A 25,859-nucleotide genomic window follows, 5' to 3' on the forward strand; every position below is an offset into this window, starting at 1 on the left:
ATCAAAGAAGCCTCACACTGAGCTAATCGGCAACTTATTCAGCCGCAGGCTCGGTATAAGGCATCCCCTTACCTGTCTCCAGGTAATTTTTAAGACTTGCCAGAAAGTGAGTCCAGCCTTGACTGCAAACTTCGAAGCACTCAATTTGTGGGGTCAGACCGAGATGCTCTAAATCCAAACGCGTAGTGGATTCGGATGGACTTGAAAGTTGGAATACGATTGTTGTCCCTATCCACTCGTCCGTTCGTGTCAAACCGGGAACAACTAATTGCGCGTCTATAACACTCCAACAAACCTCCGATTGAGGTCGCAGGGACTCAATACGCATCACTTTGAACGTTTCACCAAACCTTATCGTTATCAGTTCTCCGACGGTAGTGCCTACCTCGCAAGAAGGAGTCCACCATTCAGATATGCCGCGCTGCGTGGTCAAGGCTTCGTAAACATGAGAGACAGGTACAGAGAGAAGTATGCTGTTTTGGTAGTTATTCATAGTATGGCTCCATGATAAATGTTTGTGAGGGGGTCTAACACTGCGTTTCAGTGTGAACAACGCAACCTTCCAACCGAATCCATTGTGCAGTAAACATTAAAGCCAACTCTTATTCAAAATGCCAAACATTTGGAATCATTTTTAAACGCTTTATTAGTCTTTAAAGAGTTCTGGGTAATTCAACACGTCAATCGTTTCTTTACACGCATTAATTATTTCACTTCTTCTATGTTGCGCTGACCAACCGTGAATACGTTCGCAATACCATTTATCTTCAAGTGACGTATATTCAGAAAGTGTTCCCGGATAATCCAACTGAACATTTACCGCATAAATTTGAGAGACGCCGTCTTCTGGAGCTAAGGCACCATCAACGACAGCCTGTGCTAAGACCTTCGCGTACCCCTCTAAAGCAGCTTCCTCATTTGGCCGTACAATACCGAGTTCATTAAGAACAGTATTAAAATAAGCTTCAGCTTCAAATTCATTTACTGGCTTTAAAAGAGAGGCCAATATAGCAAGATGTTCTGTTTCGATACCTTGCTCCAATAGGTAAATAGCCCAAGACACCTTATATTCGCTACCACCAGAGCACATTGCAGCTAACCCAAGCACTCGATAGGTTTCACGTTTTTGTGATTTATTGAACATGCCTATCCCTTGAACCTAATATCTGCAATCAAACGCCACACTAAACCTCAAAAACACACCGAACTTCAAACGAAAAGGAATAATCCAGGGCCACCTTAAATATCTTGTGAGGTTTACTGAATTCACTTGAAATTTACTCAGATAAAATTGAATCGAATTTAGTTTGATCTAGATATTTTCCAAAACCAGACATGGTTCGAATCACGTCGCTATTCGTTGACAATTCTTCAACAGCAGCACTTCCAACCAATTGGAATGCACCTTGTATAGCAAGCTTCCCTTCGTGCTGAATCGCAATTTTTGCTTCATTTACGCAATCCTTTGTCAAAAGCTTGGTTATTAGTTCAGCTGCATACTTATTGGCGTTCTCTTTATCTAATTCAATGACATTTGCGTAAGGCTTAATTTCCGGGCACTCTGACATGGAAAAAAATATCCACTTTGCAAGCATCTTCCTCTCTTCACCAGTCATGTTTTCATTCATACAATACCCCAAATCATGAGATGGTTGACTTGCTGATACAGGATAAGTGCCGACAAGCCCTGTCAGCAAAGTTAAAGCAAATACATCTTTTTTCATTTTGTTTCCTGAATCTATTTCAAATTAACTTCTGTTCCAACGCCGCTTTCACGGCAACAACGCTATACCGTGCAAATGAAATCATTTCGCCACAGACACTTAAGCAAAATATAACACAAAACCGCCGGGAATTAAGAGTCTCGATTGAACGCTTTGTTATGTGTGAAAAACCATTTGATAGATTTCAGTTGATTTCATAAATTGAAATAATTATCATTAACCTTTTAATAATACAGAAAACATATCGTGAAAAAGCTAATTCTATCTTTTTTCGTTTTAACAAGTGGATGTGCAACAACATACAGCCCTCAAAACATAAATGAAAACAGTCCCTTCTTACGTATGCATGGTGATCATAAATACAACCATGCTCACGGTTATTCCGTATTACAGTCCGAATGTGATTTTGACTCTGAGCAACAGATTGGCCTTGTCGGTGGTGCCTTGTTAGATCCGAAAGAAAAAATTGTTCAATTGGAAGAAAACAAGCGACTAATAATTCTGGTCAAAAGTTACGCTACTTATACATCCGAAACCCATGTTACCTCTTATGCGTTTGAATTTACGCCAGAAGCAAACAAACGTTACGACATAGTTGGAATCAAACTAGTAAATAGTGAATCGCAACTCGTCCCGTCTGACCTAAAGTTTCTACCGATAAATCACTGTAAATAGTACTAACTTTTCTTAAGTCCAGTTCCACACTGGACTTTCACTTGAACACCTAACGCCGCATTCAACAGCTACTCCGTTGCAATGCTTTGTTAAGTGGTTCAATATTGGAGACCATCGTCACCAATTTCATCCCACTCCGCTTTAGAGCTAACACACAGATGGGCAGATACCTTCAAGTGCATAGTTTTATCGAGTAATCCTACAGGAACCCAATAGCCACTTTTGTTTTTTAATTCGTTGGGGACTGGACTGCCGCATTTAGCGCAAAACTCTGATCTGTATCCGACTCCTTGATAAAAGATGTTATTTTGTCAGTACCAGAGAGCCACTTAAAACTATTACTTTCCACAAGCACTGCCGAATTGGAGTTAGAGCCTGTCACTCTTCTACATAATGAACAATGGCATTGATAGATATTGGTGCAACCGCCATTTACTTCGAACTGAATTTCGCCACATAGACACTTATCGTTCATCAAAACTCCTTACAACTTAACGCCCTATTTAGGGGTGAGCAACGCAATACCGAAGCTTCTGCATTGCACCTTAAACATTTAACCAAACGCATCACAAGAATACCACGCGTACCGAGTCCCACTTAAACGCTTTGCTAGCTGTGTATGTTCAGCACTCTCGTAACTTTGTAGTCAATTGCGTTGGATCCTTGTGATAGCCATGGTAAAGGATCAAAAAAAACACCATTTTGAAAATAAATCCAGTGCCTTTGGTTGGTATTTTTCTCATACTCTACGAAAAGAACCGCATTATCTGACAAAAATTTGACTGAGTTATGTAGAGTAATTCTTTTGCCTGTTTTCAGTTCCAAAGCTGACTTCATTTGAGGAACTGTTACAAACTCATTTGGTTTACAGAACTCTCTAGATTGCATCCAATTACGAGCAACGTCAAAAGTAGATATTCCACAAGCATTTGCAAACGTAGCTATTCCGCAGCCTGTCTCTTTTACTTCCTGATTTACCATTATTTCGATTTTCTCCAAAAAGCAAACACCACGTTAAGGGGCGACAACGCTTTACCACAAAATCAAACCATTACACTGTAAACAACAGAACCCAACTTTAGCACCAAAGCCGCCAGGCGTTGGGAGTCCCTCATAAACGCTTTGTTATGTAGCGTCCTCAATGTTTAGCGAAAACTCTTTATATCGTTCAAAAAACACCCGAGCTTCAGCTAAGTCAGTCGGGTAAGGAACTGAGTCATTATTATCTCTGTGTGGTCCTATTTTTTGTAAACCAACTTTCCGCTGAGCACCTTCACCACCAAAAACCACCGCATACCAAAAATGCCACGCGGCATGAATCCCACTTGAACGCCTTGTTATATTTTTGGTGACACGAGTATTGTTGATATCGAGCCACTGCCATTTATTTTTGTATCAATAGTTTGTGGAGTCCCTAAATACTCAATACGACCGGAACCATTTAATTTTCCAGTTAACTCGGAAGAAACATTGAGTCGAACCGAGCCTGAACCATTAACTTGGATTTTGCCTATTTGAGACTCTAGTGATGTAGCTTCCACATTAGCAGCACCATTTAAGGAAACACTGAATTCGCCAACTTTGCCAAACAAATTTGACGTGCCAGCACCATTTACTACAAGAGTAAAATTTTTAGCTGCCAAATTTGTAATGTCGACCGTTTGCGCGCCATTTAAGGTTAGACTAGACACTGAACCATTGGTTAACTCAAAGATTAAGCCTTCTTTGATTCCGACAGCATCTTCAGTGCTAATTTCAAACTTACCGTTGGCACAGGTGTATTTCAATGCATCCAGTTCTTTAGTGGCACCTTTCACAGTACCAGACGAATCACCACTTGCAATCAGTTTGACTGTCGAAGGTACGTTAATGGTTAGCCTCGTGTAATCACATACGGGAACTGTGGTTTCAGTAGCAAATGTGAAAGAACTACTTATCAAACATACAGATAAGAAACTGATACTTTTTATGTTCATCGATTTTTCCCTAAATAATATAACGTCCTGTTAAGGGGTGAGCAACGCAATAAAAAAGCCGCTGCATACCGCCTTAAACACCAAAAGCAACGCATAATAAAAATGCCATGCGTTGTGAATCCCTCTTAAACGTTTTGTTATACGAATTCATCTCCAAAGCTCAATATGACTTGCATTGGTGTATTTTCAGGAGTGAGCGCAACTTTGCAAGCCAATGACGAAGATAAACTTTCTAGAAACTCTAGTAACACCTTAAAATCTGACTCTCCGCGTACATCACAAGGAGCTAAATCTAGTTCAATTTCGGTTTCTATAAAAAAGTGACAATTGAGACAAAGATTACCATTTAATTTAATCGATAAAATTGTCGAATTGGTTTCTTGTAACTCTTTAATTGACGAAAAAGTGTCAGGGACATTTAGCAATTTTCCACCATGCTTAAACTCAAGCTGATACTTTGACAGCTTAATGAAGTCGAGGAACTCATTCCATTTAACTGAGTTGGTATTCTCAATGTAAACATCCCTTAAGCTACCATCAGCTTCAAACTCTTCTTTTAATTCAGTCCATTGATACATAACTTTATCACCAAATTTTCTAGATTCGTATAACGCCCTGTTAAGGGGGGAGCAACACAATACCAATGCCGCCGCAGACCACCTTAAACACTAAAATCAACGCATAGTGAAAATGCCACGCGTTGCGAATCCCTCTTGAACAGTTTGTTATGCCTGTACTCGCAGCATCATCCCACCAAGCTCACGTCTAGAAACCTTTACTGGATACTGGTACTTCAGGTTTCCAAAAGTTATTGTCAATTCACAAGAGTCGAATTCACCTCGGTGGTTTTTGACGTAACGAGCAAACCTTTCCAAAATCCTTTCGTCAGTTATAACTATTTGTGTTACTTGATCTGGACTGCGAAAAATTGACTTGGCATCTGAGAGTTGATTGGAATCGACTGGCTTAGCCTCACAAGACAATACTAACTTTTTAGATTCAACAAAAACCTTGGAATTAATAACATTTATCTGGTCTTCACCAAATTCATGCCAAAATTCAAAGGGAGTTGTACCAACTCTTAAATCGATTGAAACTGCCATTTTTTCTCCTAAAGGCATAACGCCGCCAGCAGCGGCAGCTTGCATGGAGCACCTTTTGTATTACAAGCGCAGCGAACACAAAAGGTGCGGAGTGTAAGCTGTCTAGCCCACGCAGTGGGCGGTACTGCCTGGCCTTGTTAAGCATTTGCGTATTCAAGGGTTATTTGGTCTCTTTTGCTTTCTTGGGATATGTGCAAAACAACCGTATTTTCTAGATCACAGGACTCATGAAAAGCAGAGTGCTTAGAAAACCACAAGACCTCAGAGAGAGACTCATCCTCATGCCAAGTGGTAATTACAAACGATTCATCCGGTATTTCCTTACCCTTAAACTGTAAATAATTTGAAAAATCAACTGAATCGTCCCATGAACTACAGTTGTTACCCCAAGCCATCATATACAGGCATCCGCACTTGCACAGCCAGTCGCTAACTTTCGCCTGCCATTCAGGTGTAACCTCCTGATCTATTACCACCACACACTTAAATGGTTTGAACCGAGATAAATCAGGGAGCCAAGAATCGTTTTGTATTTGCACGTATTCCATTGTGAGTATGCTTAACGCCGCGTTAAGTGGTGAACAACGCCAACCTCCAAACCTAATCCATTGTACCTTAAACACTAAATTTAACTTGGACTGAAAACGCCAAGCGTTGTGAATCCGCCTTAAACGCCTTGTTATGTTCGTAGCCTCGTATGCCACCTAGTTACTTCAGAGAACCTACTTTCATAGACCCTATTCACCGTTGCTACACGAGCTGTGCAGTCAAAATTAAACAACACTACACGTTTTTTAATGGTTTTTACTTTATCTGTATCAACTTCAACTGTTAAAGAAGCTTTCAATAACGTTGATAAGTCGATATTTTCCTTTATAGCTTCGCTTCTAAACCAAGCTGACAGCTCATTGGAAATATACAGTTCAAGTTCACCGACAATCGAATGTGAAACTGTTCCATCGAGCAAGTTAATACATAAGACACCATTGGGCAGCTCAGATAACGTTTCGAGGTCTTCTCCCATCCGCCACCCGACAAACATTTTAGGTAGAACTTCAACGTAGTGATTAATCCTTTTTAGTCCCATAATCCCTCTAGAACATAACATTTTATTCAACGACATCATGTCGTATATTACTTGACTAAAATCATCCTCTAACCAACTGATATACAACAAGTAAACCCATCTTATGAAACAAACATCTCACTAAGATATACGACATCATGTCGTATATCTAATCTATGTACACAATTCTATGTAACTGTTCTGTCTAGCGTTTCATGATTTCTACTCATCGCATCGAAAATCAGCGACTTGTGATTCGGAACTGAAAAAGCGACAGACTATAGTCCCGGTTCTGTTCAACTGTTTTTGTGAAATGATGACCGACATACCACCACCGATTAAACAACCTTCAGGTAAATTTCTTCACCAGCTGCGTGCTTTTATCCGGTTACGGGGATTGTCTTATTCCACGGAAAAGACTTATCTGCACTGGATTCGCCGATTTGTTCTGTTCCATCGCTATCAACGACGTGATCACCTTCGTCCTGAAGATATTCCGGTTTTTCTCGAGCATTTAGTGTTACAGGCAAATGTGGCTCCGAGTACACAAAAAACTGCGTTCAATGCGTTAATTTTTCTGTGCCGGGAATATCTTCAGCTCAACACAGAGCAATTATCATTCAAACGAGCGGCACCGAAAGTACGCTTACCCGTTGTGTTTTCACATGATGAAGCCATCAGTATTATTCAAGAGATATCCCAACCCTATCAGTTGGCTGCACAGCTCATGTACGGTAGCGGCTTACGTGTCAGCGAAGCAATGCGATTGAGAGTTCAGGACATCGACTTCACCAGCAGTGCCTTAACTGTCAGAAATGGGAAAGGAGATAAAGATCGCCAAACCCTGCTTCCCAAAAGTTTGCATGAAATCTTGTCCAGGCAGATTCAAGGGGTGGCCCAACGCCACCACCAAGATTTAGCAAACGGTTTTGGGGAAGTGTACATGCCATTTGCTTTGGCAAAAAAGTATCCGTCCGCGTCCAAAAGTACGGGTTGGCAGTTCCTATTTCCAGCATTGCATCTCAGTCAGGATCCGAGATCAGGCAAAAGAATGCGGCACCATATCAGTACCCGCCAGATTCAGCGACATGTGAACCTGGCAATTCGAACGGTAGGCATCTATAAAAAAGCCGGATGCCACACTTTTCGGCATTCATTTGCGACACGGCTGTTAGAAGCCGGAACTGATCTGCGAAGCATTCAGGAGCTGCTTGGTCACTCAGACATATCAACCACACAGATTTACACTCATGTTGCTGGTGTGCATCACTCAGGCGTGACCAGTCCAATGGATACATCCCCACAAACACGCTACCGCTCCTGACAATCAAGTCACGCGCCTGAAGATATATTTCTTGTTGCCTGACATCATAGGCAGAGACGAACGGCGTTTCACCTAATGATGCGTTTGAGGTTGCATATCTGTGGGTAAGCGCAAAGTTGCATTTCTGGATGCATTGCAGAACAGAAAACTGGACGGGAAAAGTGAGTGCGGGTAGACCTTCAAAGCGCACCGGATGCGCCTGAATCCGTGAAATAAACGACCGTGGGCTCAGAAGCTCGCAGATGTCTCTATCCGTAAACGGACCCGCTAGCTCTTTTTACTGAGGTACATCCGAGAGTCGGCCTTCGCCAAGATATCTTCCAGATTCATACGTCGGCCTGGAGGAAGTGTGTACAGTCCAACACTGAATGACAGCTGATAAGGACGATGCTGGTTGCGGTTAAATTCGTCTACAGCCAATTCAAACCGATGAATCGCTTTCCGGGTTTCTTCCTCTTCCATCCCGGTATAAAGCACCACGAACTCATCTCCGCCAACACGGGCAAATAAATCAGAAGACCTGAAGCACTGGCTGATCAGCATTGCGAAATCTTTCAGCGCATGGTCGCCGGCCTGATGACCCCATTGATCATTAATCGTCTTGAATTTATTGAGATCAAAGAAAGCCAGAGAAAACGGTTCATCGTATTTCTGACAATTTTGAAGGCTTTCCGAGGCCAGTTTGATGAAACCACGCCGGTTGGAAATCTGAGTCAGTTCATCAATCGTTGCTTCATGCAGCGCAGACAGTTCCTGTTCAGCAATTTTTGCCAGATCAATTAAATCCCGGATTTGGTCTGTATTCAGCATTTTAGGCTGGTGATCGACGATGCAAAGCGTCCCCAGTTTGTACTTTCCACGATACAGCAATGGCACACCGGCGTAGAAACGAATAAAAGGCGGACCAACCACCAGCGGGTTATCATGAAATCGCACGTCTTTGGAGGCATCAGTGATGATGAAAGGCTCATCCCCTAAAATGGCATGACCACAGAAAGAAACATCCCGTCCGGTTTCGGTCAGTTCAGCACCGTAACAAGACTTGAACCACTGTCTGTTTTCATCGACCAGAGTCACCGTCGACATCGGGACATTAAACAGCCGTCGCGCCAGTCGGGTCACGCGGTCGAAACGCTCTTCACGCTCCGTATCCAATATTGCCAGTGAACGCAGACACTGCAGCCGTTCAACTTCATCTCTGGGCTTCTCCGGCACTAACATGACTTCCGATCCTACAACTTCAACTCTCATATCCACAAAATATACTACCAAAGCATTTACGAAAACCCTTTATCCGATTTATCACGCTCAAGACCGGATATTATGTCGTTCACCTCACATTGATTCACAATTTCTATGCGAATGATTCATATGGGGTAATTTTTTATTCCAAAGCGTCATATCAGAGAAAACTCCGGTTCACACTTCCCCTGCTGTTGACAGACAATCTTCACACAGGAAGCGTACTGACTGGCCTGCCTTTCAGACATTAATGCGACAGGAGCTTATAGAAATAGACCGTCGCATCCAGTTCACCCGTTGCGCTCAACGCAAACTGTGGAATCCGTCCCGCTTCTGTATAGCCCAGCGTTCTGTACAGCGATGAGGCGACGTCGCCCTCTCGGGTATCCAGTACCAGCAAGTGACGGGCTATTTGCTGACAATATGCTTCTGCAGCCAGCATCAGCGCCTTACCTGCCCCACGGCCACGCGCGTTTGTGTTCACCATCAGCTTTTCGATTTCTGCACGGTGCGCACCGTTTTCCTTGCCACACAATGCCAGCTGAACCGTACCGAGCAGCTGTTCACCCTCACAGGCAATCCAAAGTTTTCTGTGCTCCCCCAAAGCTTGTGCAACATCCTGCCAGTATGCTTCAGCATCAACACGGCTGAGCGGCGGCAGAAAACCGATGGAAGCAGCATCATCCACACAATCCTGCAGCAACCCGGTTAACTGTTGAAAATAAGGCGACAAATCTTTAATTTCAATGACATCCATGAAGCGACCCACATTCCAAAAATTTGTTTGTACAATGACGGCATGAGTCACGCAACAACAATCATGGAATCTTTATCACACAGATGGGGTAATCACCGGGATTCTGGCCGCCTCCCATATCCAGACATACGTCCTCATACCGAAACCGTTCGAAGGCCACGCCAGCAACAAAACCGGCAGCCACCAGTAACACCAGAGCAACCACTTTCAGGATTGTTTTCATGATGACCTCTCATTTGATGTTTGATGCCCTTCCTCAGGCAGCTTCTGTTCACGAGTCACAGCCTGCTTAACGTCACAACCTGTGTATCTTCTGAATCAGTCAGTAACGTTATTCTTGATACGAAATGTCCGGGTTCAGGAAAAAGCCATGTCCAAGAAAATAGACCGCCTGCTGAATTTTTTCGTCATCATTCATGATCAATGTGTGGGTTGCCGGCAGGACAAGATGAGCTTTCATCCCTGCAACTTTTGTACTTTCGACACTCACTTTGCCATCATGCGGGTCCGGCAATGGCCATGAGGTCAGAAAGTCGATACTGCGATTTCCGGCAATCACACCTAATTCAAAATTGACAGGACCAAGGCGCTTCGGCAGGCTCTGGACATCCGTTCCTAACTGTTGCCCCGCCGGTCCGTAGATCCACTGAAACAGGAAAAAGTCACGCAATGTGTCAACGACCTCACTGCCCTGATTCGGCGGTGCGAGCATAACGACGCGCCCTAATGCGGGCAAGTGATGCACAGACAGATACTGCCGGACCAGAATGCCGCCCATAGAGTGTGTCACGAAATGAACCGGCTGCGTGTGGCCACACTGAGACACCCCCTCCGGTATCACCCGCTCTGCAAGTGCCGGAATATTCATCTGAGTTGAAGGATAATCGACATTCACTGTTTGATAGCCCGCTTGCTTCAGCGCCTCAGACATCGCGGACATTGAATGAGCAGTTCTTGCCAGCCCGTGCAGCAGCACAACACAACCGGGATTCAACGTTGCAGCCTGAACCAGCGCCGAACTGGCAGCAAGATACAGGCAGGAGAAGAACAAGCATCTGAAAACCCTCTGTTTCATTCCGGGGGATACCTCGTCACAAGTGAGTCTGAATCGGCACCAAAGCTCCTCGCCAGAGATGCTTCACGCCGCGCCTGATAACTCGGGCCTGATAACTATAGACAGCATAAAAAAACCCGCAGCGAGCTGCGGGTTTCAATTGAAATCTCAGACGGATTCAGCTCAAAACATCAAACGCCAATCGGACCACCGTCATTGCGACGAATCACAACCGTTGCAGCACGGGGACGAACCGTCACACCTACCGGTGTTTCTTCGGCCGCATTCTCAGAGTATGGCCAGTTGCCCGGGTGCTGAATATTAATGAAAACTGATTTGTAATCCGGACTGATTGCAAACCCTGTCACTTCACAGTCATTCGGACCGACAAAGAAACGTTTCAGTTGGGTCTGATTCTCACTGGTGACCACCTGTTGTTTGCCCTGTGCATCAACCATGGCTGAAGGCACAATTGCGAGCATCTGATCATTGGTATACTTGGTCACTTCCGAAGCACCATTGTCGGTTTGCACCCATAAAATGCCACGCCCGTCGAACGACAAGCCATCCGGGCTGGCAAACATATTCAGATCCGTCAGACCCGAACGGTTGATATCCGCATCTGCACCGGACGGCGCTCCGAACAGGAAAATATCCCAGCTGAATGAATTCTGGTCACTGCCCTCATCCCAACGGATGATGTGACCAAAATAGTTATCCAGACGCGGGTTCGCTGCATTGGCTTCCTTACGGCTGGAGTTGTTGGTCAGTGTCAGATAGACAGTACCGGTGTAAGGATCAACCGTCGTCCATTCCGGACGATCCATCGGTGTCGCCCCCACCAGATCTGCAGCTCCCGGCGTGTTCAGCAAAATCGCAGCCAGAGAATCAAAGTCGTCCCCCAATACGCCGCCGTCTTTTTTCGGGCTGTCCATCGTCAGTGGCAGCCATTGCCCGATACCGTCTTCAGAGAATTTCGCAACATAGAGTGTTCCGTGATCCATGTACTTATCACCGACTGCGCGACGGTTCGCCGGATTCGCATCAGCCGGATCCCAGACGGCATCAGAAACGAATTTGTAAATGTATTCGAACTTGGAGTCATGGCCCGAGTAGAAAACGACCGGCTTTCCTTCTTCCAGCTTTCCAAACGCACACCCTTCGTGACGGAAACGGCCCAGTGCAGTTCGTTTTGCAGCGCGTGAATAGGCATTGTAAGGGTCAATTTCCACAATATAGCCAAAGCCGTTTGCTTCATTCCGGTAGTCTCCTGCTGCGCTGCCTGCCGATGGTGTGACGTTAAACCGGGTAAATTCATCCAGACGTTCATCAGCATCGCCCGCCAGATCATCCCAGCCATAACGCGTACCCGAACCAGAAACGCCAATCCGGTTCTGATCTTCAGTTTTCGTGCCTTTGTTGACAAAGTAACCCGGCCAGTTCTCTTCACAAGTCAGGTATGTGCCCCAGGGTGTGTAACCGTTACCACAGTTATTCAGGGTGCCGCGGGTCTGGCTGCCATCGGGCGAGAAACGGGTTTCCAGATGAGACGTAAAGGCCAGGGGGCCCGCCATGTCCATGACAGTAGCTGCGGTAAATCGACGGTTCAACGGATCCTTGTCTACTATCTGCCAGGTGTTTCCGTTCAGTTTCACACGCACAACACTGACACCGTGTGCATTGATTTCTTTCCGGATCTCTTCAACGCTTGTCCGCATACCCGTGCCGCCATCTTTGGTCGGACCGTTCGGGTGCAAGGCATTCTGATCAATATATTCGTGGTTGATACACAACAGACCGTCATCAGCAGCATCATTCAAAGAGAAAAAATGCATCCCGTCATGGTGCATCCCCATGGCGTTTGCCTGATCATCCGCCGAGTTGTTCCCGGTGTTATCCCAGACACTCGCTTTGCTGTTCAATGGCGTGCCCCATGGCACCAGTACCTGAGCTTGATAACCTGCTGGTACTGCCACAGCATCCAGCAAAGCGCCAGGGATCGACTCAAAATTCAGCACCACATCGCTGCGGCTGACTGTATCTGTACTGCCGCCTGATTTACCTGACTGGCTGTCACTGCCGCATCCAGCCAGTCCGAAACTGCTCAGCGCCGTCAGTGCACCCAGCCCTAATGTACTTTTCAGTGCCGTACGGCGGGACAAATGTTTGTCCAGAACTTCCTGAAAGGTTTCATTGCCACTTTTGTTATAGCGATTTGGATCGAACGTCGCCTTGCTCATGATTCTTCCCTAGTTGTGATGATTATCAGCATAGATGTACAAACGGGCTCATATACTGACGGCGCAGTGTTACAACACGGAGAGAAAACGATGACGATTCAGTTTCATTCTCTTTAAAAACAGAGTGTTAGTTCGCGTACATGTCAAGATGTGATGTACTGCGTCGATATTTTTTGGAAGGGGGCGAAAAAAGACGAATGGGAGATTTGAGGCAGCCGGAACAAAAACAGGGCCGGAACCGTTCAATGCATGGCTCCGGCCGCGAGATTTTATGTCTCAGCGTATCTTGCAGGCCCTGTCGGGCGAATATTTCAGACGATTTATTGTTTATCGGACGGATGAGATTCCCAGTTCTTCAAAAACATTTTTGGCTACTGTCATCCCATTGATGGCAGCCGGAAAGCCTGCATAGACAGCCATTTGCAGAATGACTTCAACAATCTGTTGCGGCTGACATCCAATGTGAAGTGCACCTTTGATATGACTCGCCAGCTGCGGCTGACAATTTCCCATTGCAGTCAGTGCAGAAATTGTCGCCAGTTCACGGGTCTGAAAATCCAACCCTTCACGGGAAAGCACTTCACCGAATGGAAAAGCAATAATAAAGTCAGCCAGCTCCGGGCAAACAGACTTGAAACTTTCTTTTAAATGCCCGGCTGCGTGAGGATCCAGTTCGTTGAGTCTGGAGAGGCCTTTCTGATAACGTTTTTCGTCTGTCATAATTTGCTCTTTTAATCTTTTATCAACTCCCAGCCAGCCAAACTCGGATTGGCCCGGAGTACATCAGCCAGCTTATCCTGTTTCAGGCTACCGGCATCTGTCAACTGAACATAGACGCGTTTCTCTTTGTCAAGACTCTGTCCCGCTTTAAACGCCTTCGAACTCAGTGTCACTTTACCCTGATAAATGTTCACAATATCAAATGTTGGTATATCAAGATACTGGGCGAAATTATTAAAGACATGACGCGTTTTTGCAAAGCAACGCATGTTGTCAATCACGTACTTACCATCTGCAATGCCTGTAATAATGGCAGCCTGATTTTCAATATCGAAGTATGATTCTGCGCTCCAGATATCTTCAGTGCCGTTCTCATCGGTCACTTTTTTCATTCGAAAAGCAATTGCACGACAAGGCAATGAATGATTTGCTTCCGAATCGATGTCCATATAAAGGGCGAGTACACCGCTATTTTTATCGGCCTGCAATCCAACCAACGCGCAGCCACTCATCACTAATCCCATTGCCGCAACGAGCAGTGTTTTTCTTTTCTTCATGTTTTGTCCATTCCGTGGTTTTGTGAGGGCTGCATTTAATATTGAACACAGTTCATTTTGCAACCCTGAATCATCAGAATGTTGATAGCAGGCAGATAATCAACTTGTTACCTATAAAAAAACCGCCAACTTTGGCGGTTTTTCATGAAAATGCTGAACCTTACAGGTATTGTTTGGCCACTTCCTGAGGTTCCAGTTCAACACCTTCCAGTTCCTGGTTCCAGTTCAGACCTACCAGAACACCATCTTCGGCAAGGGTGACCATCCAGTCTTGAACGAAAACATCCAGCGGCAACTCAGTCGCCTGAAACTCAGCCCACTCATCCACACAGTGGAATTTCGCGTCAGCTTCGTTCGACCAGAACGGCATCACTTCTGACTCTTCAAATTCACTGGAATCAACCGACAGCCAATCCCCTTCTTCGTTACACAAACCGTAGACAACCTGTGCCTCTTTGGATTCAGTGAAGAACAGTTCGGCATTTGCCTGAACGTCTGCAGTTAATTTCGTCATCGTGATATCTCTCTTGATTAGGGGCTCGCTGGTTCGCGGGCTGCTGGCGCAAATAGTAGCAAAGTTTATCCGTAATGTAAGATCAAATTCTTAGGCCGATTTTCACTCCGTCTAACAATTGAACGCTGACCGTCTCAGACCGTGTTTATACTTGTAATGACCACGAAGTAAGCATTATCGAGGTAAACATGGCCACTATTGACTGGCAAACTTATCTGTCTCCATCAGCTTTGCAACCGCCTCGCCCTCATCTGATCGAAGCCCATCAGTTGCTGGGGGATCAGCTGCGAGGAAAAGTGGCTGTGGACTGTGGCTGCGGTCGCGGCAGGGATACCTTCTTTTTGCTGGAAAATCAGTACCGGGTCTATGCCTTCGACAGTAACCTTGAAAGCCTGAGACAATTATCAACACATCCGCTTGCGGCTTCCAATCCACTGTTGGATCTTCAGCACTGCAATTTCAGCGAATACCGTTTCCCAAAGGCCCACCTTGTTAATGCCAGTGCTTCACTCTTCTTTTGTCCGAGGCCAGACTTCTACGCGGTGTGGCAAAAGATTGTTCAGTGCTTATATCCGGGAGGATTATTCTGTGGTCATTTTCTTGGCATGAATGGAGATGAAACCGACAACTCTGATCAGGTCATGACGCTCAGCAGACAAGAGCTGGAGCGGTTATTCAGTCAGTTTTATGTCGTTTCCTGGCAGCAGCGGCACGAGGTTTCTTCACGCCTCACCGGTACGAAACACCAGTGGCACATTCACACCTTAATTGCGATGAAGAAATAATCGGCTGCCATGAAGCGAAAGCAGCACGGGCACCTAGTGATGCAACGAACGGAAAAGTTCAAAGCTGTCCTGCTGATCACCACTGCGCTGATTTTGCTGGTGCTGGTTCTGTCTCAATCGCCCATCACACAACCCGCTGATTATTATCAGTACGCCGATACGCGTGCTGCTTTCGGTGTTGCAAATTTTGCCAATGTCATCACCAACCTGCCATTTGCGCTCATCGGCTTCCTGGGAGTCCGGCTGCTCAGCCAGATCAGCAGACAACATGTAGACCGGGTGATTGAACCGGAAGTGTCTCCGGCCTATTTTTTGTTTTTTCAGGGCCTGATTGCTGCTGCCTTAGGCTCTGCCTATTACCATCTTTCGCCGGCGCCTTTCAGTCTGATGCTGGACCGTCTGCCGATCTGTCTGGTGTTTCTGAGTCTGTATTGTCTGGTCCTGAGTGAATATATTCAGCCCAGTCTGGGGCAGAAACTTTTGTTTCCGCTCAATGTGTACGGGCTGCTGGCGGTCATTTACTGGTATGTTCAGACCAGCACCGGCGATCGCCCCGCTGATTTAAGTGCCTACGTCCTGGTACAATTGCTGCCCGTTCTGCATTTACCCTTAATTCTGTTGCTGTATGACGAAAAGCGGCCGGGGGGACGATATTATCTGGCAGCCCTGATGTCATACGGGCTGGCCAAACTGGCCGAATATCAGGACAACGAAGTGTTTGCACTGACTGGCGGGTGGATAAGCGGCCACAGTGTGAAACACTTACTGGCCGCATTGTCGGGGTGGTGGATCTATCTGTTATTGAAAAAGCGACTATCGCAGCAATAACTCACTTTTCACCGATACCACGATGCTCTTTGGGTGCCAGCGCAATTTTGCCAAAGCCTAATTTACGGAAGTGGCTGTCACGAAAATCCCGGACGGCTTTTTCACCGCTCGACACGGCTTCGACCTGCAGTTCCATCTTCAGATAGTCTGTTAAATCAATACCTTCCGCAGCAGCAACGGCTTCATGAATTGAACGAAACTGACTGTAGGAAAAACTGATGCTTTTTTCCTGGTTTTTATAGGTGTAAATCACTGTACGTGCCATAGCTGGACTCATGTGTTCTGTCTGAATCTGGGGGCGAAGTGTAGCGGATTTTATCCGGCAAGCCTAGTGGCAGCAGGCTTTGCCGGGACCTGCTTATCCACGGTTTTCCGATTCATTCACTTTATTTTCCCACAGTTATGCACAGAAACAGTGGATAACTTCTGAAGTTATCAATAAATACAATGATAAAGGAACAGCTTAATAGTCTGCCGGGGCCTGAGCACTGGCTTCCATCCATGCTCCGCCCGAGCCCGCTTTACGCAGGATGCGCTGATTACTGCTGCCTCGCCACTGTAACCCGGGCTGATGCAGCTGGCGTACGAAGGGACCATCCACCATCACATCAATCAAAGCCACAACCTGGCGTTGCGGCGCTGACAGTTGCTCCATGACATAACCCGTCCAGAGCCAGATATCTTTCCCGGGACACTCAGCCCTGACCCGCCGGATTAACCGATTCACATCCGTCAGACTGGCCGGATGCAGCGGATCACCGCCAGACAGGGATAACCCGCGGCGGACAATCCGTGTATCCAGCAGATCAGCAATCAGTCTGTCTTCCATGTCCTGAGTAAAGGGCATGCCGCTGTTGACCGGCCAGGTCGACTGGTTATAACACCCCCGGCACTGATGCACACACCCCGATACAAACAGCGTGCAGCGGGTACCGGGACCATTCAGCACATCACAATTAAAATACTGATGAAAATTCATTCCAGCCTCTGCATCGGATTACAGATGTTTCACCCGGCGACGCACTTCTTCCTGCTTACCGGCATTAAACGGACGCGCATCCGGACTCCCCAGATATCCGCAGACCCGACGAATCACAGAAACCCGCGACGGTTCATGATTTCCGCATCCGGGGCAGACAAATCCCTTACTGGTGCAGTGAAATTCCCCCTGAAATCCGCAGTCATAGCATTCATCAATCGGTGTATTGGTGCCGTAGTAAGGTACCCGGCTGTAACTGTAATCCCAGACGTTCTCCAGTGCCTCCAGGTTATATTGCATATTCGGGTACTCGCCGTAACAAATAAAACCGCCGCTGGAGATCGCCGGATAAGCCATTTCAAAGTCGATCTTATCGTAAGGATTGACCTGCTTTTCAACATCGAGATGAAAGCTGTTGGTGTAATAACCTTTGTCGGTCACACCGGCAACTTCACCAAATGTCTGCCGATCCAATGCACTGAACCTGCTGCACAGATTTTCGCTCGGGGTCGCGTAAAGACTGAAACCATACCCGGTCTCCACTTTCCAGCGATCCACCGCCTCACGCAGGTGACGGACAATCGACAATGCTTTTTGCTGTAATGCTTCTGAATCAAACACATGTCTGCTACAACCGTACAATGCATTCAGGGTCTCATGCAGGCCAATGTAACCCAGCGAAATAGAAGCCCGGCCATGCCGGAAGATTTCTGACACCTCATCTTCCGGCCCGAGCCGAACACCACAAGCCCCTTCCATATAAAGAATGGGCGCCACTCTGGCTTTCACCCCATTGAGTGACGCAATACGAAAGTCCAGGGCCTCTTTTGCCAGATTCAGTCGCTGATCAAGCAGTTCATAGAACACCGCTTCCTGCCCTTTGGCCTCCAGGGCAATCCGGGGCAGATTCAGACTGACTACCCCCAGATTACAGCGCCCCTCATGCTTCACGACACCGTCTTCCTCGTAGCGTGCGAGAAAACTTCTGCACCCCATCGGGGTTTTGAACGAGCCGGTCACAGCTTCAACCTGCTCCACATTGAGAATATCCGGGTACATCCGTTTTGCTGCACATGCCAGCGCCAGCTGTTTGATATCGTAATTTCCGTCTCCCGCTTTATGGTTGATACCGTCTTTAATCGCAAAAACCAGCTTTGGAAAGACCGCAGTTTTTCGGTTCTTCCCTAAGCCTGCCAGCCGGTTTTTCAGGATGGATTCCTGAATCAGTCTGGATTCCCAGGACGTCCCCAGTCCGAAGCCAAAGGTCACAAATGGAGTCTGTCCATTCGCGGTATGCAGGGTATTCACTTCATATTCCAGCGACTGAAATGCATCAAAGCACTCTTTTTCGGTGCGCTGTCTGGCATAAGCGCGGGCATCAGGAATCTCCCACTGCCGGGCAACCTGCAGATGCTTCTGATAGCTGCTGGTGACATAAGGTGCCAGCACCTCATCAATGCGATTGACCGTCGTGCCACCGTAAATATGGCTGGCAACCTGAGCGATAATCTGCGCAGTAACTGCCGTTGCGGTAGAAATGGAACGGGGCGTATCAATATCGGCATTGCCCATCTTGAAGCCCTGCGTGAGCATCCCTTCCAGATCAATCAGCATACAGTTAAACATGGGAAAGAACGGCGCATAGTCGAGATCATGAAAATGCAGTTCCCCTTTTTCATGCGCTTCAGCCACGGCAGTAGGTAACAGAAACTGCTTTGCATAATGTTTGGCCACAATACCGGCCAGTAAATCACGCTGAGTCGGTATAACCCGGCCGTCTTTATTGGCATTTTCATTCAGCAGTTCAGTGTGGGTCTGCGCCATCAGCCCACGAATTTCTTCCAGCATACGACCCAAAGGTTGAACGCCATCCCTGTTATTAGTCACCACGCACCCCACAAACACTAAATATGCAATTTGTAATTATCATAAACACAAGATGTAGTGTATTTAGCGATAATCGTCGCAAGCTTGCTTTGATCTGAATCAGGGTTGTACGAATGTCGGTTAGACTTAGAACACTGCGATGATTTTGCTTTTTCGTTGAAGGATTCAGACACATGGTGCACCTGAGACAGCCAATGTTCCTGCTCATGTTCTTGCTGATCCTTTTCTGGAATGCCAGCTTCAGCGCCTTGGCATCAGAAGTGAAACCCCATGAATTTCATCACGTGAAGCCTCAGCAGGTACTCACTATCATGAGCTGGAATATGGAATGGTTCGGCGCACCGCAGCGACCACGCACTGCAGCCGATACCCGATATTTTTCCGGTATCATCCGACAGATTGCGCCGGATATCATTGCATTCCAGGAAATAGACAACAGCTCTGCACTGCAGCAGATTCTACCTGACCAACAATACCGGATCTTTATGTCTGACCGTCAAGGTCAGTTGCGGGAAGGGTTTCAGGACGGCAACCAGTACACCGGATTTGCCGTAAAACGCACACTGAGGATCACTGACCCGAAAGATCTGGCGGACCTGAACATCCGGCATGCACCGGCTTCCGGTGAGAAACCCCGCCGTGGTCGTCTCCGCTACGGTGCCTATGTGATTGTTTATCCCGAATCTGGCCCGCCCCTTCACTTGCTGAGTGTCCACCTGAAGTCAGGGTGTTTCAGCCGTGCAGCCAGTCAACGCTCCGCGTCCTGTCGGGTGCTTGGTTATCAGGCAGAAGTATTAAGCGGCTGGATATCACAACGGCTGACGCGTAAGGAGTCTTTTCTAATCAGCGGCGATTTCAATCATCGCATGGCAGAGCCCGGCAGCTGGTTGTTTACATCACTGGCTGAACAGGGTGGTGATAAAGATTCTGTCCGTCTACTGACAAAAGACGTGAACGCCTCATGCTATGTTCGGCTGAGTCGGACAGGGAAAAAAACCGAATACCGGCACTACAAAAAGCTGATTGATCACTTTGTGGCATCAGCAGATATCGCGGGAGCCGCACAACGGGGACTGGTGTATCAATTCAGTTTCCCTCGGGAGGATGTCAGTCGCTATAACCTCTCAGATCACTGCCCGGTCGTGCTCAGGCTTCCGTTACCCTCAGCCCACATGCAATAGACGAATGTGGGGAACAATCTGAATTATTTGTGGACAAAGATCAACGACAGGCGCATTAATATCCACAACCCGGGATTGTCATGTTAATGTCATGCCATGTGATTAGGGTAATACAAAGCCTTTAGAAGTAGTAAGGAACACAAATGGAGCATATCAGCCTGGCAACACTCGTTGTGCCAACCATGGATGAACTGATGGTTGACCAGCCAGAGTGTGTCTTCACCAACACAGATTCTGACGAGCACAACGAAATTATTCTGTTGTCTCTGTAATTTCGGGCTGGTTTACCAGAACCGCCACAAAAAAACACCCCGCATATGCGGGGTGTTTCGGTTGACCTCACGTTCATTCACGCAGGAATGGCGAATTATAATGCCGCACATCGGGCACAATGTTGTGCTTATTCAGCAGCCGGTACATCGTCGCTCTTGAAACCCCCAGATCTTTCGCTGCAGAAGCAACCTGACCCCGGTGTGTTTCCAGCACAGCCACCAGCACATCTTTCTCAGCTTCATCTTTAATGTTACGCAAGCTTTGCTTCAGATTCGCTTTGCTTGGCAAATCGAAGTGTTCAGCTCTGACTTCATTCCCCTCAGCCAGCAAAGCTGCACGCTTCACCTGATTGATCAGTTCACGTACATTGCCGGGCCAGCTATAACGCAGCAGCAGCTGTTTGGAGTCTTCCGAAAACGATGACGCCATGGTGCTGTATTCTTTCGCGAACTGACGCAGGAACGTTTCTGCCAGTAAAAAGATATCTGAACCACGTTCGCGCAGTGTGGGGACTTTAATGTGGAACACATTCAGACGGTAGTATAACTCTTTGCTGAAGTCTCCTTTCGCTACCAGCGCTTCCAGATCAGCACTGGTAGACGCAATAATGCGGACATCACAGGCGGAATCACCATCCAGGGAGTCACTGCCGGGTGACTGAATGAAAGACAGAAGCAGGTCCTGAAAGTCTCTGGCCAGTTCTTCCACATTATCCAGCATGATGGTGCCGTTAAAACTGGTTCCCTCTTCATCAGGCTTTGACACGTGCTTCAGAAAGTTCAGCTTTTCATCGTCTTTGCAGAGTGCACCACAGTTGATGGTGACGAAAGGCGCATGTTTCCGTTTAGACAGGCTGTGAATTGATTTCGCAATCAGTTCTTTCCCTGTGCCATTTTCACCGGTCAGGAAAACATTCACCTCAGTCAATGCCACCCGACGGACCATATCACGCAATTGTTTAATGGATTTCGATTCACCAAACAGTCCCATTTCATGCTGTGACGTGATTTCCTGCCAGGAGGAAGATTCAATATCCAGCATGCCCAGTTGATGGCCGACTGTATCTAATAAGTGGCTTCCCGGAACCGGAACGGTAAAGTAATCGACGCAGAAATTATTAATAAACTGACATATTGCGTCGGTTTTTAATTGCTCTTTTTTGATCAGAGCAATCCATTTCACTTGTTTGGTTTTATTTGCCCTCAAAGAGATACTATTCAAGCTAAAATCATTATTGCTTAAATCGACAATACATATACATGGGCTGAACTCTTCCAGGATTGAATCAACCGTTCTTAAATCGTAACAGCACTGAGTCTTCCAACCTGACTGTTCCAAAAGCGCTATCCAAGGCTCATAGTTACATCCGATTGCCACCAGCCTTCCATTTAGAGCTTTATTTTGACATTGAGATACCATTAGAAGTCACCTTCATATCAATGCATATTATTATTTATGTTCATTGGAAAATATAGGCAAGAAAGCCCACCACCGGGTGGTATCAGAAGTAAGAATTGTCTTGAGAAGATTCTTCTGATAATAGAAGAAACTATGAATCAATCAGTTAAGAATGGGAAGAAAGTTCAATTTTTTTAAGATCGTATGCTCGTTCGGACTAAGTTGCATACAAAAAAGGTACAGCGAAATACTGTACCTTGCCACTTAAAAGCATAAAAAAGGAGTAGCGAACAATTAATACCCTGTATGTAAAAGTGAATTTTCTAGTCTGCTTTTCAGTACACTATTCTGCAAATAGCTATTAATATCGGCATTAATGTCTATGTTCCGTTCAATCCGGATATGGCTGCCTTCCACCGTATTCTGGACGACCTGCATAATACTGTTCGGGAGCAGCTCGGGTCGCTCAAAGGTGTTGCCGTTCCCCACCTGTTTCAGATTAATCATGTCTCCGCTGGCATAGGCAGAGCCTGCTGTTGTCGTCAGTACCCCGTTGCTGATGGTGAAATTCGCGATGTGGGATCGCAGAATCTCTTCACCGTTCAGCGCGGTAATAATGCTGAGCCCGATGCTGATCAGAGACCCTTCCGCCGAGAACCCGCCCCGAATCGCCGACATTTCTGATTGTGTCATGGCGATCAGACCTGAATCATCCAGCATCTTAAAGGGGGATGGTTTGGCGTATGCATCCGCGTACGTACTTGCGATCAGGGCAGCACCGCCAATGGCTGCTGCAACCGCATAATGAGATAGCTTATTCATACTAGCCTCTGCGTTTTAATAGTCGTTTGAACCCGGCAATGTGATACTGAACGTCGACAGGGAATCTCTCGTCACAGCATCAGACACTGGAGATGGGGTATAAACGCTGTAATTTTCCTGGGTAATAAAGCTTTCGCGCGCCTTATCCACCCGGTTTTTCACCAACAGAATAGAGCCGCGATAATAAGGTTTAAACTCACTCAGTTTCATCACCATGGTTCCCCGGGAAGGGTCACCAAGAATGATTTGATCACTGTTCATGCCCTTAATAACCACAAAGTGCATATAGCCATCGAAATTAACAATGGTGATACCCGGTATGCCCAGTGACTTGAACTTTTCCAGTGGCAGACGATAACCATTCGCATCTAATCCCACTGAGCGCATATATTCCTTCATATCGAACATAGAAAATCCCTGCTTTTCTATTTTGTCCTTGTCCCCTTTTTCAAACATGGATTTAAAGACTTTGTTTTCCGTGGTCTCAATCCCGTAGTGATATCTCATTAATGACGCGACGGCAGCTGAACCACAACTAAAGTCATACTGCTGACGCATCACATCACCGAAAAGTTGTTCCTGATAACTTTTTACCTTTACGTTATAAGCGCCCCGACTGGGGAAATAATCCAGCGCATTTGCCGTAGCACTTATCGCGAATCCAAACAATGCAAAGGCAACGAATTTCTTTTTCATGACCACACCCTTTTCATTTCATCTGACAGGGCAACCAGTAAGAATACCGTCAGGTTATGTATCATTTTTATCTATCTGATTTTTCGAATCTGTTCATAGAAATCATATAGATAAAAAGGATAAAGGGCCGCCTTTCGACGGCCCCGGTTGATTAATAACCGCCAGCAGAGGCAGATAAAGTTGCATTTGTACTGGTTGATTGCTGAACCATGGAGTTGTTACCAGCATTCTGAGCCGCTACGTTGATACCAGAAGCATCAACAAACGAGTCAGTCATGGTGTTAAAGTGTTCCACACTCACATCACCAGACTTACCGTCACAGCAGGCACCGCCATAGGTAACTTCATTTCGGATCACTTCACCATCAAGTTCAGATTTTGCCAGAACCTTGTTGATCTCAACATCCAGTTTGAATGTCTTCTCATATGTAGAGTTCTTAATTGCTTTCATTCGCCATGAGTTATCACTGTTATCTTTAATGCGAACTGATTTATCGTTACCGATATCTTTCATATAAAGAGTGTCATTATCTTCATTGAATGAATAATCAATCTCTTTATTTTTATCCACATCAACGGTTAATGTTTTATGTACTGTATCATTAAAACTTCCGTCAATGAGATCAGCATCTGGTGCATGATTATTACCGCTCGCTAAAGCAAGAGGTGATGCAACAAGTGCTGCCAATAACAATACGTTTGATTTACGCATGGTATTACTCCAATTATGTTTCCCTTAGTGCATGAGATTCATATAAAATCTCATGCGGGGTTCAATGTTATAAACTGTTGAAGCAATGATGTTAGCCCTGCGAAACTAAATATCAATTACTAGTAATTTAACATTCAGTTTATTTCCGGTTATCTTATTCCGGATTAGATACACTAACAGTGTTACTTCAATGTCAGGTTAATTACGGTCGAGTTCTGAATTAACACATTAGGAGCGCTATTCTGGACAACGCTTATCACACCACTGGCTCCGTCAAAGGATCCGCCATCTATGATGTTATTCCCCGTTGTATTTCCATACGCGCCGTTACCTATGACATCACCGTACATATCCGAATCGGCTTGCATATAGTCAATGTTGAGCTCGTACTGCCCGCCCCGAGCCTCAACCATTGAACTGTCACTCAACGTTTCGGAACTTGTTAGAATATCCAACTCATCAGCAGCGGCACCGAATGATAGAAGTACAGCTACAGTCAGTGTTAAATATTTCATGACGTCCTCCTGAGAGCTGTCTCAGACATCCCCCAGCTAATGTGTTATTGACCCAGAAGCACTGCATTGGTACTTGCACTTTGTTGAATCAGCGAGTTGTTACCTGCGTTCTGACCAGCAAGGTTAATACCAGAAGCATTCGTAAAGGAGCCAGACATCTCGTTCACATGAGTGACTGTCAGTGAACCAACTTCACCGTAACCACCACCATGGCTGCCACCACGTGAATAGCTGTCACCGTAGCCACCGTGACCACCACGGTCATTACAGCAAGCGCCACCGTAACTTACGTCGTTTTTAATGACTTCACCATCCAGGTCAGACTTCGCCATGTAGAAGTTTTTGTCGATGTCAATTTTCCAGGTTTCACTATGATTGTAATTGCTTTCATAGTAGAACTTTTTGCTGTTGTCGCTATTATCTGTATATTTGAAGGACTTATCATTATTAATGTCCTTCATTTTCAGATAATCATTGTCTTCATTAAAGCTGTCAGTAATTGTTTTATCACTGTCATAAGTAATTGTGGCTTCTTTTGTGATGTCATCATTGTATGAGTCAACAATGGTGGCATCATTATCGTCGTAGTCGCCATAGTGACCACCATAAGATGGTGATTGAGGCTGCTGAGGATAGCCACTTGCCAGTGCAAGTGGTGAAGCTACCAGTACTGCCACTAACAGTGCGAGATTAGATTTACGCATGATAAGACTCCAAATATGTTGAGTTTTTTATTTTTTACACTCCCGCGTTGCCACGAGAGATAACTTAATACTAGTTTTTGCCACTTTTTGATTTGTATTATTTTTAATAAAAGCCTTTCCATAAAAA

General features: G+C 46.0%; 32 protein-coding genes and 1 pseudogene. 6 read left to right on the forward strand and 27 right to left on the reverse strand.

Going from position 1 to position 25,859, the window contains the following annotated elements; translation table 11 throughout:
- Positions 1-34 precede the first annotated feature (34 nt).
- The 3 genes from SPK40_RS09245 to SPK40_RS09255 all read right to left on the reverse strand — a co-directional run bounded on the left by SPK40_RS09245 (position 35) and on the right by SPK40_RS09255 (position 1,724).
- Positions 35-493 (reverse strand): SRPBCC family protein, encoded by a 459-nt coding sequence (locus SPK40_RS09245; protein WP_330960256.1) that lies wholly within the window; start codon positions 491-493, stop codon positions 35-37.
- A gap of 153 nt (positions 494-646) precedes the next feature.
- Positions 647-1,144 (reverse strand): hypothetical protein, encoded by a 498-nt coding sequence (locus SPK40_RS09250; protein WP_330960257.1) that lies wholly within the window; start codon positions 1,142-1,144, stop codon positions 647-649.
- Between the two features lie 133 nt (positions 1,145-1,277).
- Complete coding sequence (locus SPK40_RS09255; RefSeq protein ID WP_330960258.1) at positions 1,278-1,724, reverse strand: hypothetical protein; 447 nt, start codon at positions 1,722-1,724, stop codon at positions 1,278-1,280.
- 246 nt (positions 1,725-1,970) lie between these two features.
- On the opposite strand from SPK40_RS09255, the gene SPK40_RS09260 reads away from it, so the two are divergent.
- Positions 1,971-2,399: a hypothetical protein gene (locus SPK40_RS09260; protein ID WP_330960259.1), complete on the forward strand. Its 429-nt coding sequence runs from the start codon at positions 1,971-1,973 to the stop codon at positions 2,397-2,399.
- Positions 2,400-2,628: 229 nt separating this feature from the next.
- On the opposite strand, the gene SPK40_RS09265 is transcribed toward SPK40_RS09260, so the two are convergent.
- The 7 genes from SPK40_RS09265 to SPK40_RS09300 all read right to left on the reverse strand — a co-directional run bounded on the left by SPK40_RS09265 (position 2,629) and on the right by SPK40_RS09300 (position 6,502).
- Complete coding sequence (locus tag SPK40_RS09265; protein ID WP_330960260.1) at positions 2,629-2,874, reverse strand: GFA family protein; 246 nt, start codon at positions 2,872-2,874, stop codon at positions 2,629-2,631.
- Positions 2,875-3,008: 134 nt separating this feature from the next.
- On the reverse strand, positions 3,009-3,398 hold the full coding sequence (locus tag SPK40_RS09270; protein WP_330960261.1) for a hypothetical protein: 390 nt from the start codon (positions 3,396-3,398) through the stop codon (positions 3,009-3,011).
- A 338-nt stretch (positions 3,399-3,736) separates the two neighbouring features.
- Entirely contained in the window at positions 3,737-4,375 is a 639-nt protein-coding gene (locus SPK40_RS09280; RefSeq protein ID WP_330960262.1) for a GIN domain-containing protein, read from the reverse strand.
- Between the two features lie 137 nt (positions 4,376-4,512).
- Positions 4,513-4,953 (reverse strand): hypothetical protein, encoded by a 441-nt coding sequence (locus SPK40_RS09290; RefSeq protein ID WP_330960263.1) that lies wholly within the window; start codon positions 4,951-4,953, stop codon positions 4,513-4,515.
- Positions 4,954-5,100: 147 nt separating this feature from the next.
- Positions 5,101-5,523 (reverse strand): hypothetical protein, encoded by a 423-nt coding sequence (locus SPK40_RS09295; RefSeq protein WP_330960264.1) that lies wholly within the window; start codon positions 5,521-5,523, stop codon positions 5,101-5,103.
- Between the two features lie 92 nt (positions 5,524-5,615).
- Positions 5,616-6,026, reverse strand: a complete 411-nt coding sequence (locus SPK40_RS22990; RefSeq protein ID WP_442957560.1) for a DUF7684 family protein — start codon at positions 6,024-6,026, stop codon at positions 5,616-5,618.
- Positions 6,027-6,157: 131 nt separating this feature from the next.
- On the reverse strand, positions 6,158-6,502 hold the full coding sequence (locus SPK40_RS09300) for a hypothetical protein (RefSeq protein ID WP_330960265.1): 345 nt from the start codon (positions 6,500-6,502) through the stop codon (positions 6,158-6,160).
- Positions 6,503-6,860: 358 nt separating this feature from the next.
- Here SPK40_RS09300 and SPK40_RS09305 point away from each other — a divergent pair, with 358 nt between their 5' ends.
- Positions 6,861-7,868, forward strand: a complete 1,008-nt coding sequence (locus tag SPK40_RS09305) for an integron integrase (RefSeq protein ID WP_330960373.1) — start codon at positions 6,861-6,863, stop codon at positions 7,866-7,868.
- A gap of 267 nt (positions 7,869-8,135) precedes the next feature.
- On the opposite strand, the gene SPK40_RS09310 is transcribed toward SPK40_RS09305, so the two are convergent.
- The 8 genes from SPK40_RS09310 to SPK40_RS09345 form a co-directional block, all read right to left on the reverse strand.
- On the reverse strand, positions 8,136-9,089 hold the full coding sequence (locus SPK40_RS09310; RefSeq protein ID WP_330960266.1) for a sensor domain-containing diguanylate cyclase: 954 nt from the start codon (positions 9,087-9,089) through the stop codon (positions 8,136-8,138).
- Between the two features lie 268 nt (positions 9,090-9,357).
- On the reverse strand, positions 9,358-9,867 hold the full coding sequence (locus SPK40_RS09315) for a GNAT family N-acetyltransferase (RefSeq protein ID WP_330960267.1): 510 nt from the start codon (positions 9,865-9,867) through the stop codon (positions 9,358-9,360).
- A 61-nt stretch (positions 9,868-9,928) separates the two neighbouring features.
- Positions 9,929-10,090 (reverse strand): hypothetical protein, encoded by a 162-nt coding sequence (locus SPK40_RS09320; RefSeq protein WP_248142010.1) that lies wholly within the window; start codon positions 10,088-10,090, stop codon positions 9,929-9,931.
- Positions 10,091-10,198: 108 nt separating this feature from the next.
- Complete coding sequence (locus tag SPK40_RS09325) at positions 10,199-10,942, reverse strand: esterase/lipase family protein (protein ID WP_330960268.1); 744 nt, start codon at positions 10,940-10,942, stop codon at positions 10,199-10,201.
- Between the two features lie 170 nt (positions 10,943-11,112).
- Positions 11,113-13,161 carry a PhoX family protein gene (locus tag SPK40_RS09330; protein WP_330960269.1) on the reverse strand — a complete coding sequence of 683 codons (2,049 nt, stop codon included), beginning with the start codon at positions 13,159-13,161 and terminating at the stop codon, positions 11,113-11,115.
- Positions 13,162-13,488: 327 nt separating this feature from the next.
- On the reverse strand, positions 13,489-13,881 hold the full coding sequence (locus SPK40_RS09335) for a carboxymuconolactone decarboxylase family protein (protein ID WP_330960270.1): 393 nt from the start codon (positions 13,879-13,881) through the stop codon (positions 13,489-13,491).
- An 11-nt stretch (positions 13,882-13,892) separates the two neighbouring features.
- Positions 13,893-14,438 carry a hypothetical protein gene (locus SPK40_RS09340; RefSeq protein WP_330960271.1) on the reverse strand — a complete coding sequence of 182 codons (546 nt, stop codon included), beginning with the start codon at positions 14,436-14,438 and terminating at the stop codon, positions 13,893-13,895.
- Between the two features lie 160 nt (positions 14,439-14,598).
- Entirely contained in the window at positions 14,599-14,952 is a 354-nt protein-coding gene (locus SPK40_RS09345; RefSeq protein WP_248142005.1) for a DUF2750 domain-containing protein, read from the reverse strand.
- A gap of 188 nt (positions 14,953-15,140) precedes the next feature.
- Between SPK40_RS09345 and SPK40_RS09350 the strand changes: the two genes are divergently transcribed.
- Together SPK40_RS09350 and SPK40_RS09355 are read left to right on the forward strand one after the other, a co-directional pair.
- Positions 15,141-15,737, forward strand: a complete 597-nt coding sequence (locus SPK40_RS09350; protein ID WP_248142004.1) for a class I SAM-dependent methyltransferase — start codon at positions 15,141-15,143, stop codon at positions 15,735-15,737.
- Positions 15,738-15,776: 39 nt separating this feature from the next.
- Positions 15,777-16,565 (forward strand): ceramidase domain-containing protein, encoded by a 789-nt coding sequence (locus SPK40_RS09355; RefSeq protein ID WP_330960272.1) that lies wholly within the window; start codon positions 15,777-15,779, stop codon positions 16,563-16,565.
- Between the two features lies 1 nt (position 16,566).
- Here the strand turns inward: SPK40_RS09355 and SPK40_RS09360 are convergent, their stop codons facing one another.
- The 3 genes and pseudogenes from SPK40_RS09360 to nrdD all read right to left on the reverse strand — a co-directional run.
- Positions 16,567-16,830, reverse strand: a complete 264-nt coding sequence (locus tag SPK40_RS09360; protein ID WP_248142002.1) for a DUF2960 domain-containing protein — start codon at positions 16,828-16,830, stop codon at positions 16,567-16,569.
- 198 nt (positions 16,831-17,028) lie between these two features.
- Positions 17,029-17,544, reverse strand: a complete 516-nt coding sequence (gene nrdG / locus SPK40_RS09365; RefSeq protein WP_330960273.1) for an anaerobic ribonucleoside-triphosphate reductase-activating protein — start codon at positions 17,542-17,544, stop codon at positions 17,029-17,031.
- An 18-nt stretch (positions 17,545-17,562) separates the two neighbouring features.
- Positions 17,563-19,392, reverse strand: a pseudogene (nrdD, locus tag SPK40_RS09370) (anaerobic ribonucleoside-triphosphate reductase); the annotation flags it as partial.
- A 212-nt stretch (positions 19,393-19,604) separates the two neighbouring features.
- Between nrdD and SPK40_RS09375 the strand changes: the two are divergent.
- Entirely contained in the window at positions 19,605-20,612 is a 1,008-nt protein-coding gene (locus tag SPK40_RS09375) for an endonuclease/exonuclease/phosphatase family protein (RefSeq protein ID WP_330960274.1), read from the forward strand.
- Between the two features lie 143 nt (positions 20,613-20,755).
- Positions 20,756-20,884, forward strand: coding sequence for a hypothetical protein (locus SPK40_RS09380; RefSeq protein WP_256549385.1), 129 nt, complete (start codon positions 20,756-20,758; stop codon positions 20,882-20,884).
- Positions 20,885-20,957: 73 nt separating this feature from the next.
- On the opposite strand, the gene SPK40_RS09385 is transcribed toward SPK40_RS09380, so the two are convergent.
- From SPK40_RS09385 to SPK40_RS09410, 6 genes are all read right to left on the reverse strand, one after another.
- Positions 20,958-22,304: a VpsR-related response regulator gene (locus tag SPK40_RS09385; protein ID WP_248141999.1), complete on the reverse strand. Its 1,347-nt coding sequence runs from the start codon at positions 22,302-22,304 to the stop codon at positions 20,958-20,960.
- 273 nt (positions 22,305-22,577) lie between these two features.
- Positions 22,578-23,105 carry a hypothetical protein gene (locus tag SPK40_RS09390; protein ID WP_248141998.1) on the reverse strand — a complete coding sequence of 176 codons (528 nt, stop codon included), beginning with the start codon at positions 23,103-23,105 and terminating at the stop codon, positions 22,578-22,580.
- A 15-nt stretch (positions 23,106-23,120) separates the two neighbouring features.
- Positions 23,121-23,801 carry a C39 family peptidase gene (locus tag SPK40_RS09395; protein WP_248141997.1) on the reverse strand — a complete coding sequence of 227 codons (681 nt, stop codon included), beginning with the start codon at positions 23,799-23,801 and terminating at the stop codon, positions 23,121-23,123.
- Positions 23,802-23,952: 151 nt separating this feature from the next.
- Positions 23,953-24,513 (reverse strand): hypothetical protein, encoded by a 561-nt coding sequence (locus tag SPK40_RS09400; RefSeq protein ID WP_248141996.1) that lies wholly within the window; start codon positions 24,511-24,513, stop codon positions 23,953-23,955.
- A 182-nt stretch (positions 24,514-24,695) separates the two neighbouring features.
- Entirely contained in the window at positions 24,696-25,028 is a 333-nt protein-coding gene (locus tag SPK40_RS09405; RefSeq protein ID WP_248141995.1) for a carbon storage regulator, read from the reverse strand.
- Positions 25,029-25,072: 44 nt separating this feature from the next.
- On the reverse strand, positions 25,073-25,732 hold the full coding sequence (locus SPK40_RS09410) for a hypothetical protein (RefSeq protein ID WP_248141994.1): 660 nt from the start codon (positions 25,730-25,732) through the stop codon (positions 25,073-25,075).
- Positions 25,733-25,859 lie beyond the last annotated feature (127 nt).

Origin of the sequence: Photobacterium sp. 53610 (assembly GCF_036409375.1) — a bacterium.
Classification (GTDB): Bacteria; Pseudomonadota; Gammaproteobacteria; order Enterobacterales; family Vibrionaceae; genus Photobacterium.

What these genes read in the sequence shown, in the direction of transcription:
- SPK40_RS09245 (WP_330960256.1), bottom strand. Translation starts at nt 493, where the DNA reads ATGAATAACTACCAAAACAGCATACTTCTCTCTGTACCTGTCTCTCAT.
- SPK40_RS09250 (WP_330960257.1), bottom strand. Translation starts at nt 1,144, where the DNA reads ATGTTCAATAAATCACAAAAACGTGAAACCTATCGAGTGCTTGGGTTA.
- SPK40_RS09255 (WP_330960258.1), bottom strand. Translation starts at nt 1,724, where the DNA reads ATGAAAAAAGATGTATTTGCTTTAACTTTGCTGACAGGGCTTGTCGGC.
- SPK40_RS09265 (WP_330960260.1), bottom strand. Translation starts at nt 2,874, where the DNA reads ATGAACGATAAGTGTCTATGTGGCGAAATTCAGTTCGAAGTAAATGGC.
- SPK40_RS09280 (WP_330960262.1), bottom strand. Translation starts at nt 4,375, where the DNA reads ATGAACATAAAAAGTATCAGTTTCTTATCTGTATGTTTGATAAGTAGT.
- SPK40_RS09290 (WP_330960263.1), bottom strand. Translation starts at nt 4,953, where the DNA reads ATGTATCAATGGACTGAATTAAAAGAAGAGTTTGAAGCTGATGGTAGC.
- SPK40_RS09295 (WP_330960264.1), bottom strand. Translation starts at nt 5,523, where the DNA reads ATGCAAGCTGCCGCTGCTGGCGGCGTTATGCCTTTAGGAGAAAAAATG.
- SPK40_RS22990 (WP_442957560.1), bottom strand. Translation starts at nt 6,026, where the DNA reads ATGGAATACGTGCAAATACAAAACGATTCTTGGCTCCCTGATTTATCT.
- SPK40_RS09300 (WP_330960265.1), bottom strand. Translation starts at nt 6,502, where the DNA reads ATGGGAGAAGACCTCGAAACGTTATCTGAGCTGCCCAATGGTGTCTTA.
- SPK40_RS09305 (WP_330960373.1), top strand. Translation starts at nt 6,861, where the DNA reads ATGACCGACATACCACCACCGATTAAACAACCTTCAGGTAAATTTCTT.
- SPK40_RS09310 (WP_330960266.1), bottom strand. Translation starts at nt 9,089, where the DNA reads ATGTTAGTGCCGGAGAAGCCCAGAGATGAAGTTGAACGGCTGCAGTGT.
- SPK40_RS09315 (WP_330960267.1), bottom strand. Translation starts at nt 9,867, where the DNA reads ATGGATGTCATTGAAATTAAAGATTTGTCGCCTTATTTTCAACAGTTA.
- SPK40_RS09320 (WP_248142010.1), bottom strand. Translation starts at nt 10,090, where the DNA reads ATGAAAACAATCCTGAAAGTGGTTGCTCTGGTGTTACTGGTGGCTGCC.
- SPK40_RS09325 (WP_330960268.1), bottom strand. Translation starts at nt 10,942, where the DNA reads ATGAAACAGAGGGTTTTCAGATGCTTGTTCTTCTCCTGCCTGTATCTT.
- SPK40_RS09330 (WP_330960269.1), bottom strand. Translation starts at nt 13,161, where the DNA reads ATGAGCAAGGCGACGTTCGATCCAAATCGCTATAACAAAAGTGGCAAT.
- SPK40_RS09335 (WP_330960270.1), bottom strand. Translation starts at nt 13,881, where the DNA reads ATGACAGACGAAAAACGTTATCAGAAAGGCCTCTCCAGACTCAACGAA.
- SPK40_RS09340 (WP_330960271.1), bottom strand. Translation starts at nt 14,438, where the DNA reads ATGAAGAAAAGAAAAACACTGCTCGTTGCGGCAATGGGATTAGTGATG.
- SPK40_RS09345 (WP_248142005.1), bottom strand. Translation starts at nt 14,952, where the DNA reads ATGACGAAATTAACTGCAGACGTTCAGGCAAATGCCGAACTGTTCTTC.
- SPK40_RS09350 (WP_248142004.1), top strand. Translation starts at nt 15,141, where the DNA reads ATGGCCACTATTGACTGGCAAACTTATCTGTCTCCATCAGCTTTGCAA.
- SPK40_RS09355 (WP_330960272.1), top strand. Translation starts at nt 15,777, where the DNA reads ATGCAACGAACGGAAAAGTTCAAAGCTGTCCTGCTGATCACCACTGCG.
- SPK40_RS09360 (WP_248142002.1), bottom strand. Translation starts at nt 16,830, where the DNA reads ATGGCACGTACAGTGATTTACACCTATAAAAACCAGGAAAAAAGCATC.
- nrdG (WP_330960273.1), bottom strand. Translation starts at nt 17,544, where the DNA reads ATGAATTTTCATCAGTATTTTAATTGTGATGTGCTGAATGGTCCCGGT.
- SPK40_RS09375 (WP_330960274.1), top strand. Translation starts at nt 19,605, where the DNA reads ATGGTGCACCTGAGACAGCCAATGTTCCTGCTCATGTTCTTGCTGATC.
- SPK40_RS09380 (WP_256549385.1), top strand. Translation starts at nt 20,756, where the DNA reads ATGGAGCATATCAGCCTGGCAACACTCGTTGTGCCAACCATGGATGAA.
- SPK40_RS09385 (WP_248141999.1), bottom strand. Translation starts at nt 22,304, where the DNA reads ATGGTATCTCAATGTCAAAATAAAGCTCTAAATGGAAGGCTGGTGGCA.
- SPK40_RS09390 (WP_248141998.1), bottom strand. Translation starts at nt 23,105, where the DNA reads ATGAATAAGCTATCTCATTATGCGGTTGCAGCAGCCATTGGCGGTGCT.
- SPK40_RS09395 (WP_248141997.1), bottom strand. Translation starts at nt 23,801, where the DNA reads ATGAAAAAGAAATTCGTTGCCTTTGCATTGTTTGGATTCGCGATAAGT.
- SPK40_RS09400 (WP_248141996.1), bottom strand. Translation starts at nt 24,513, where the DNA reads ATGCGTAAATCAAACGTATTGTTATTGGCAGCACTTGTTGCATCACCT.
- SPK40_RS09405 (WP_248141995.1), bottom strand. Translation starts at nt 25,028, where the DNA reads ATGAAATATTTAACACTGACTGTAGCTGTACTTCTATCATTCGGTGCC.
- SPK40_RS09410 (WP_248141994.1), bottom strand. Translation starts at nt 25,732, where the DNA reads ATGCGTAAATCTAATCTCGCACTGTTAGTGGCAGTACTGGTAGCTTCA.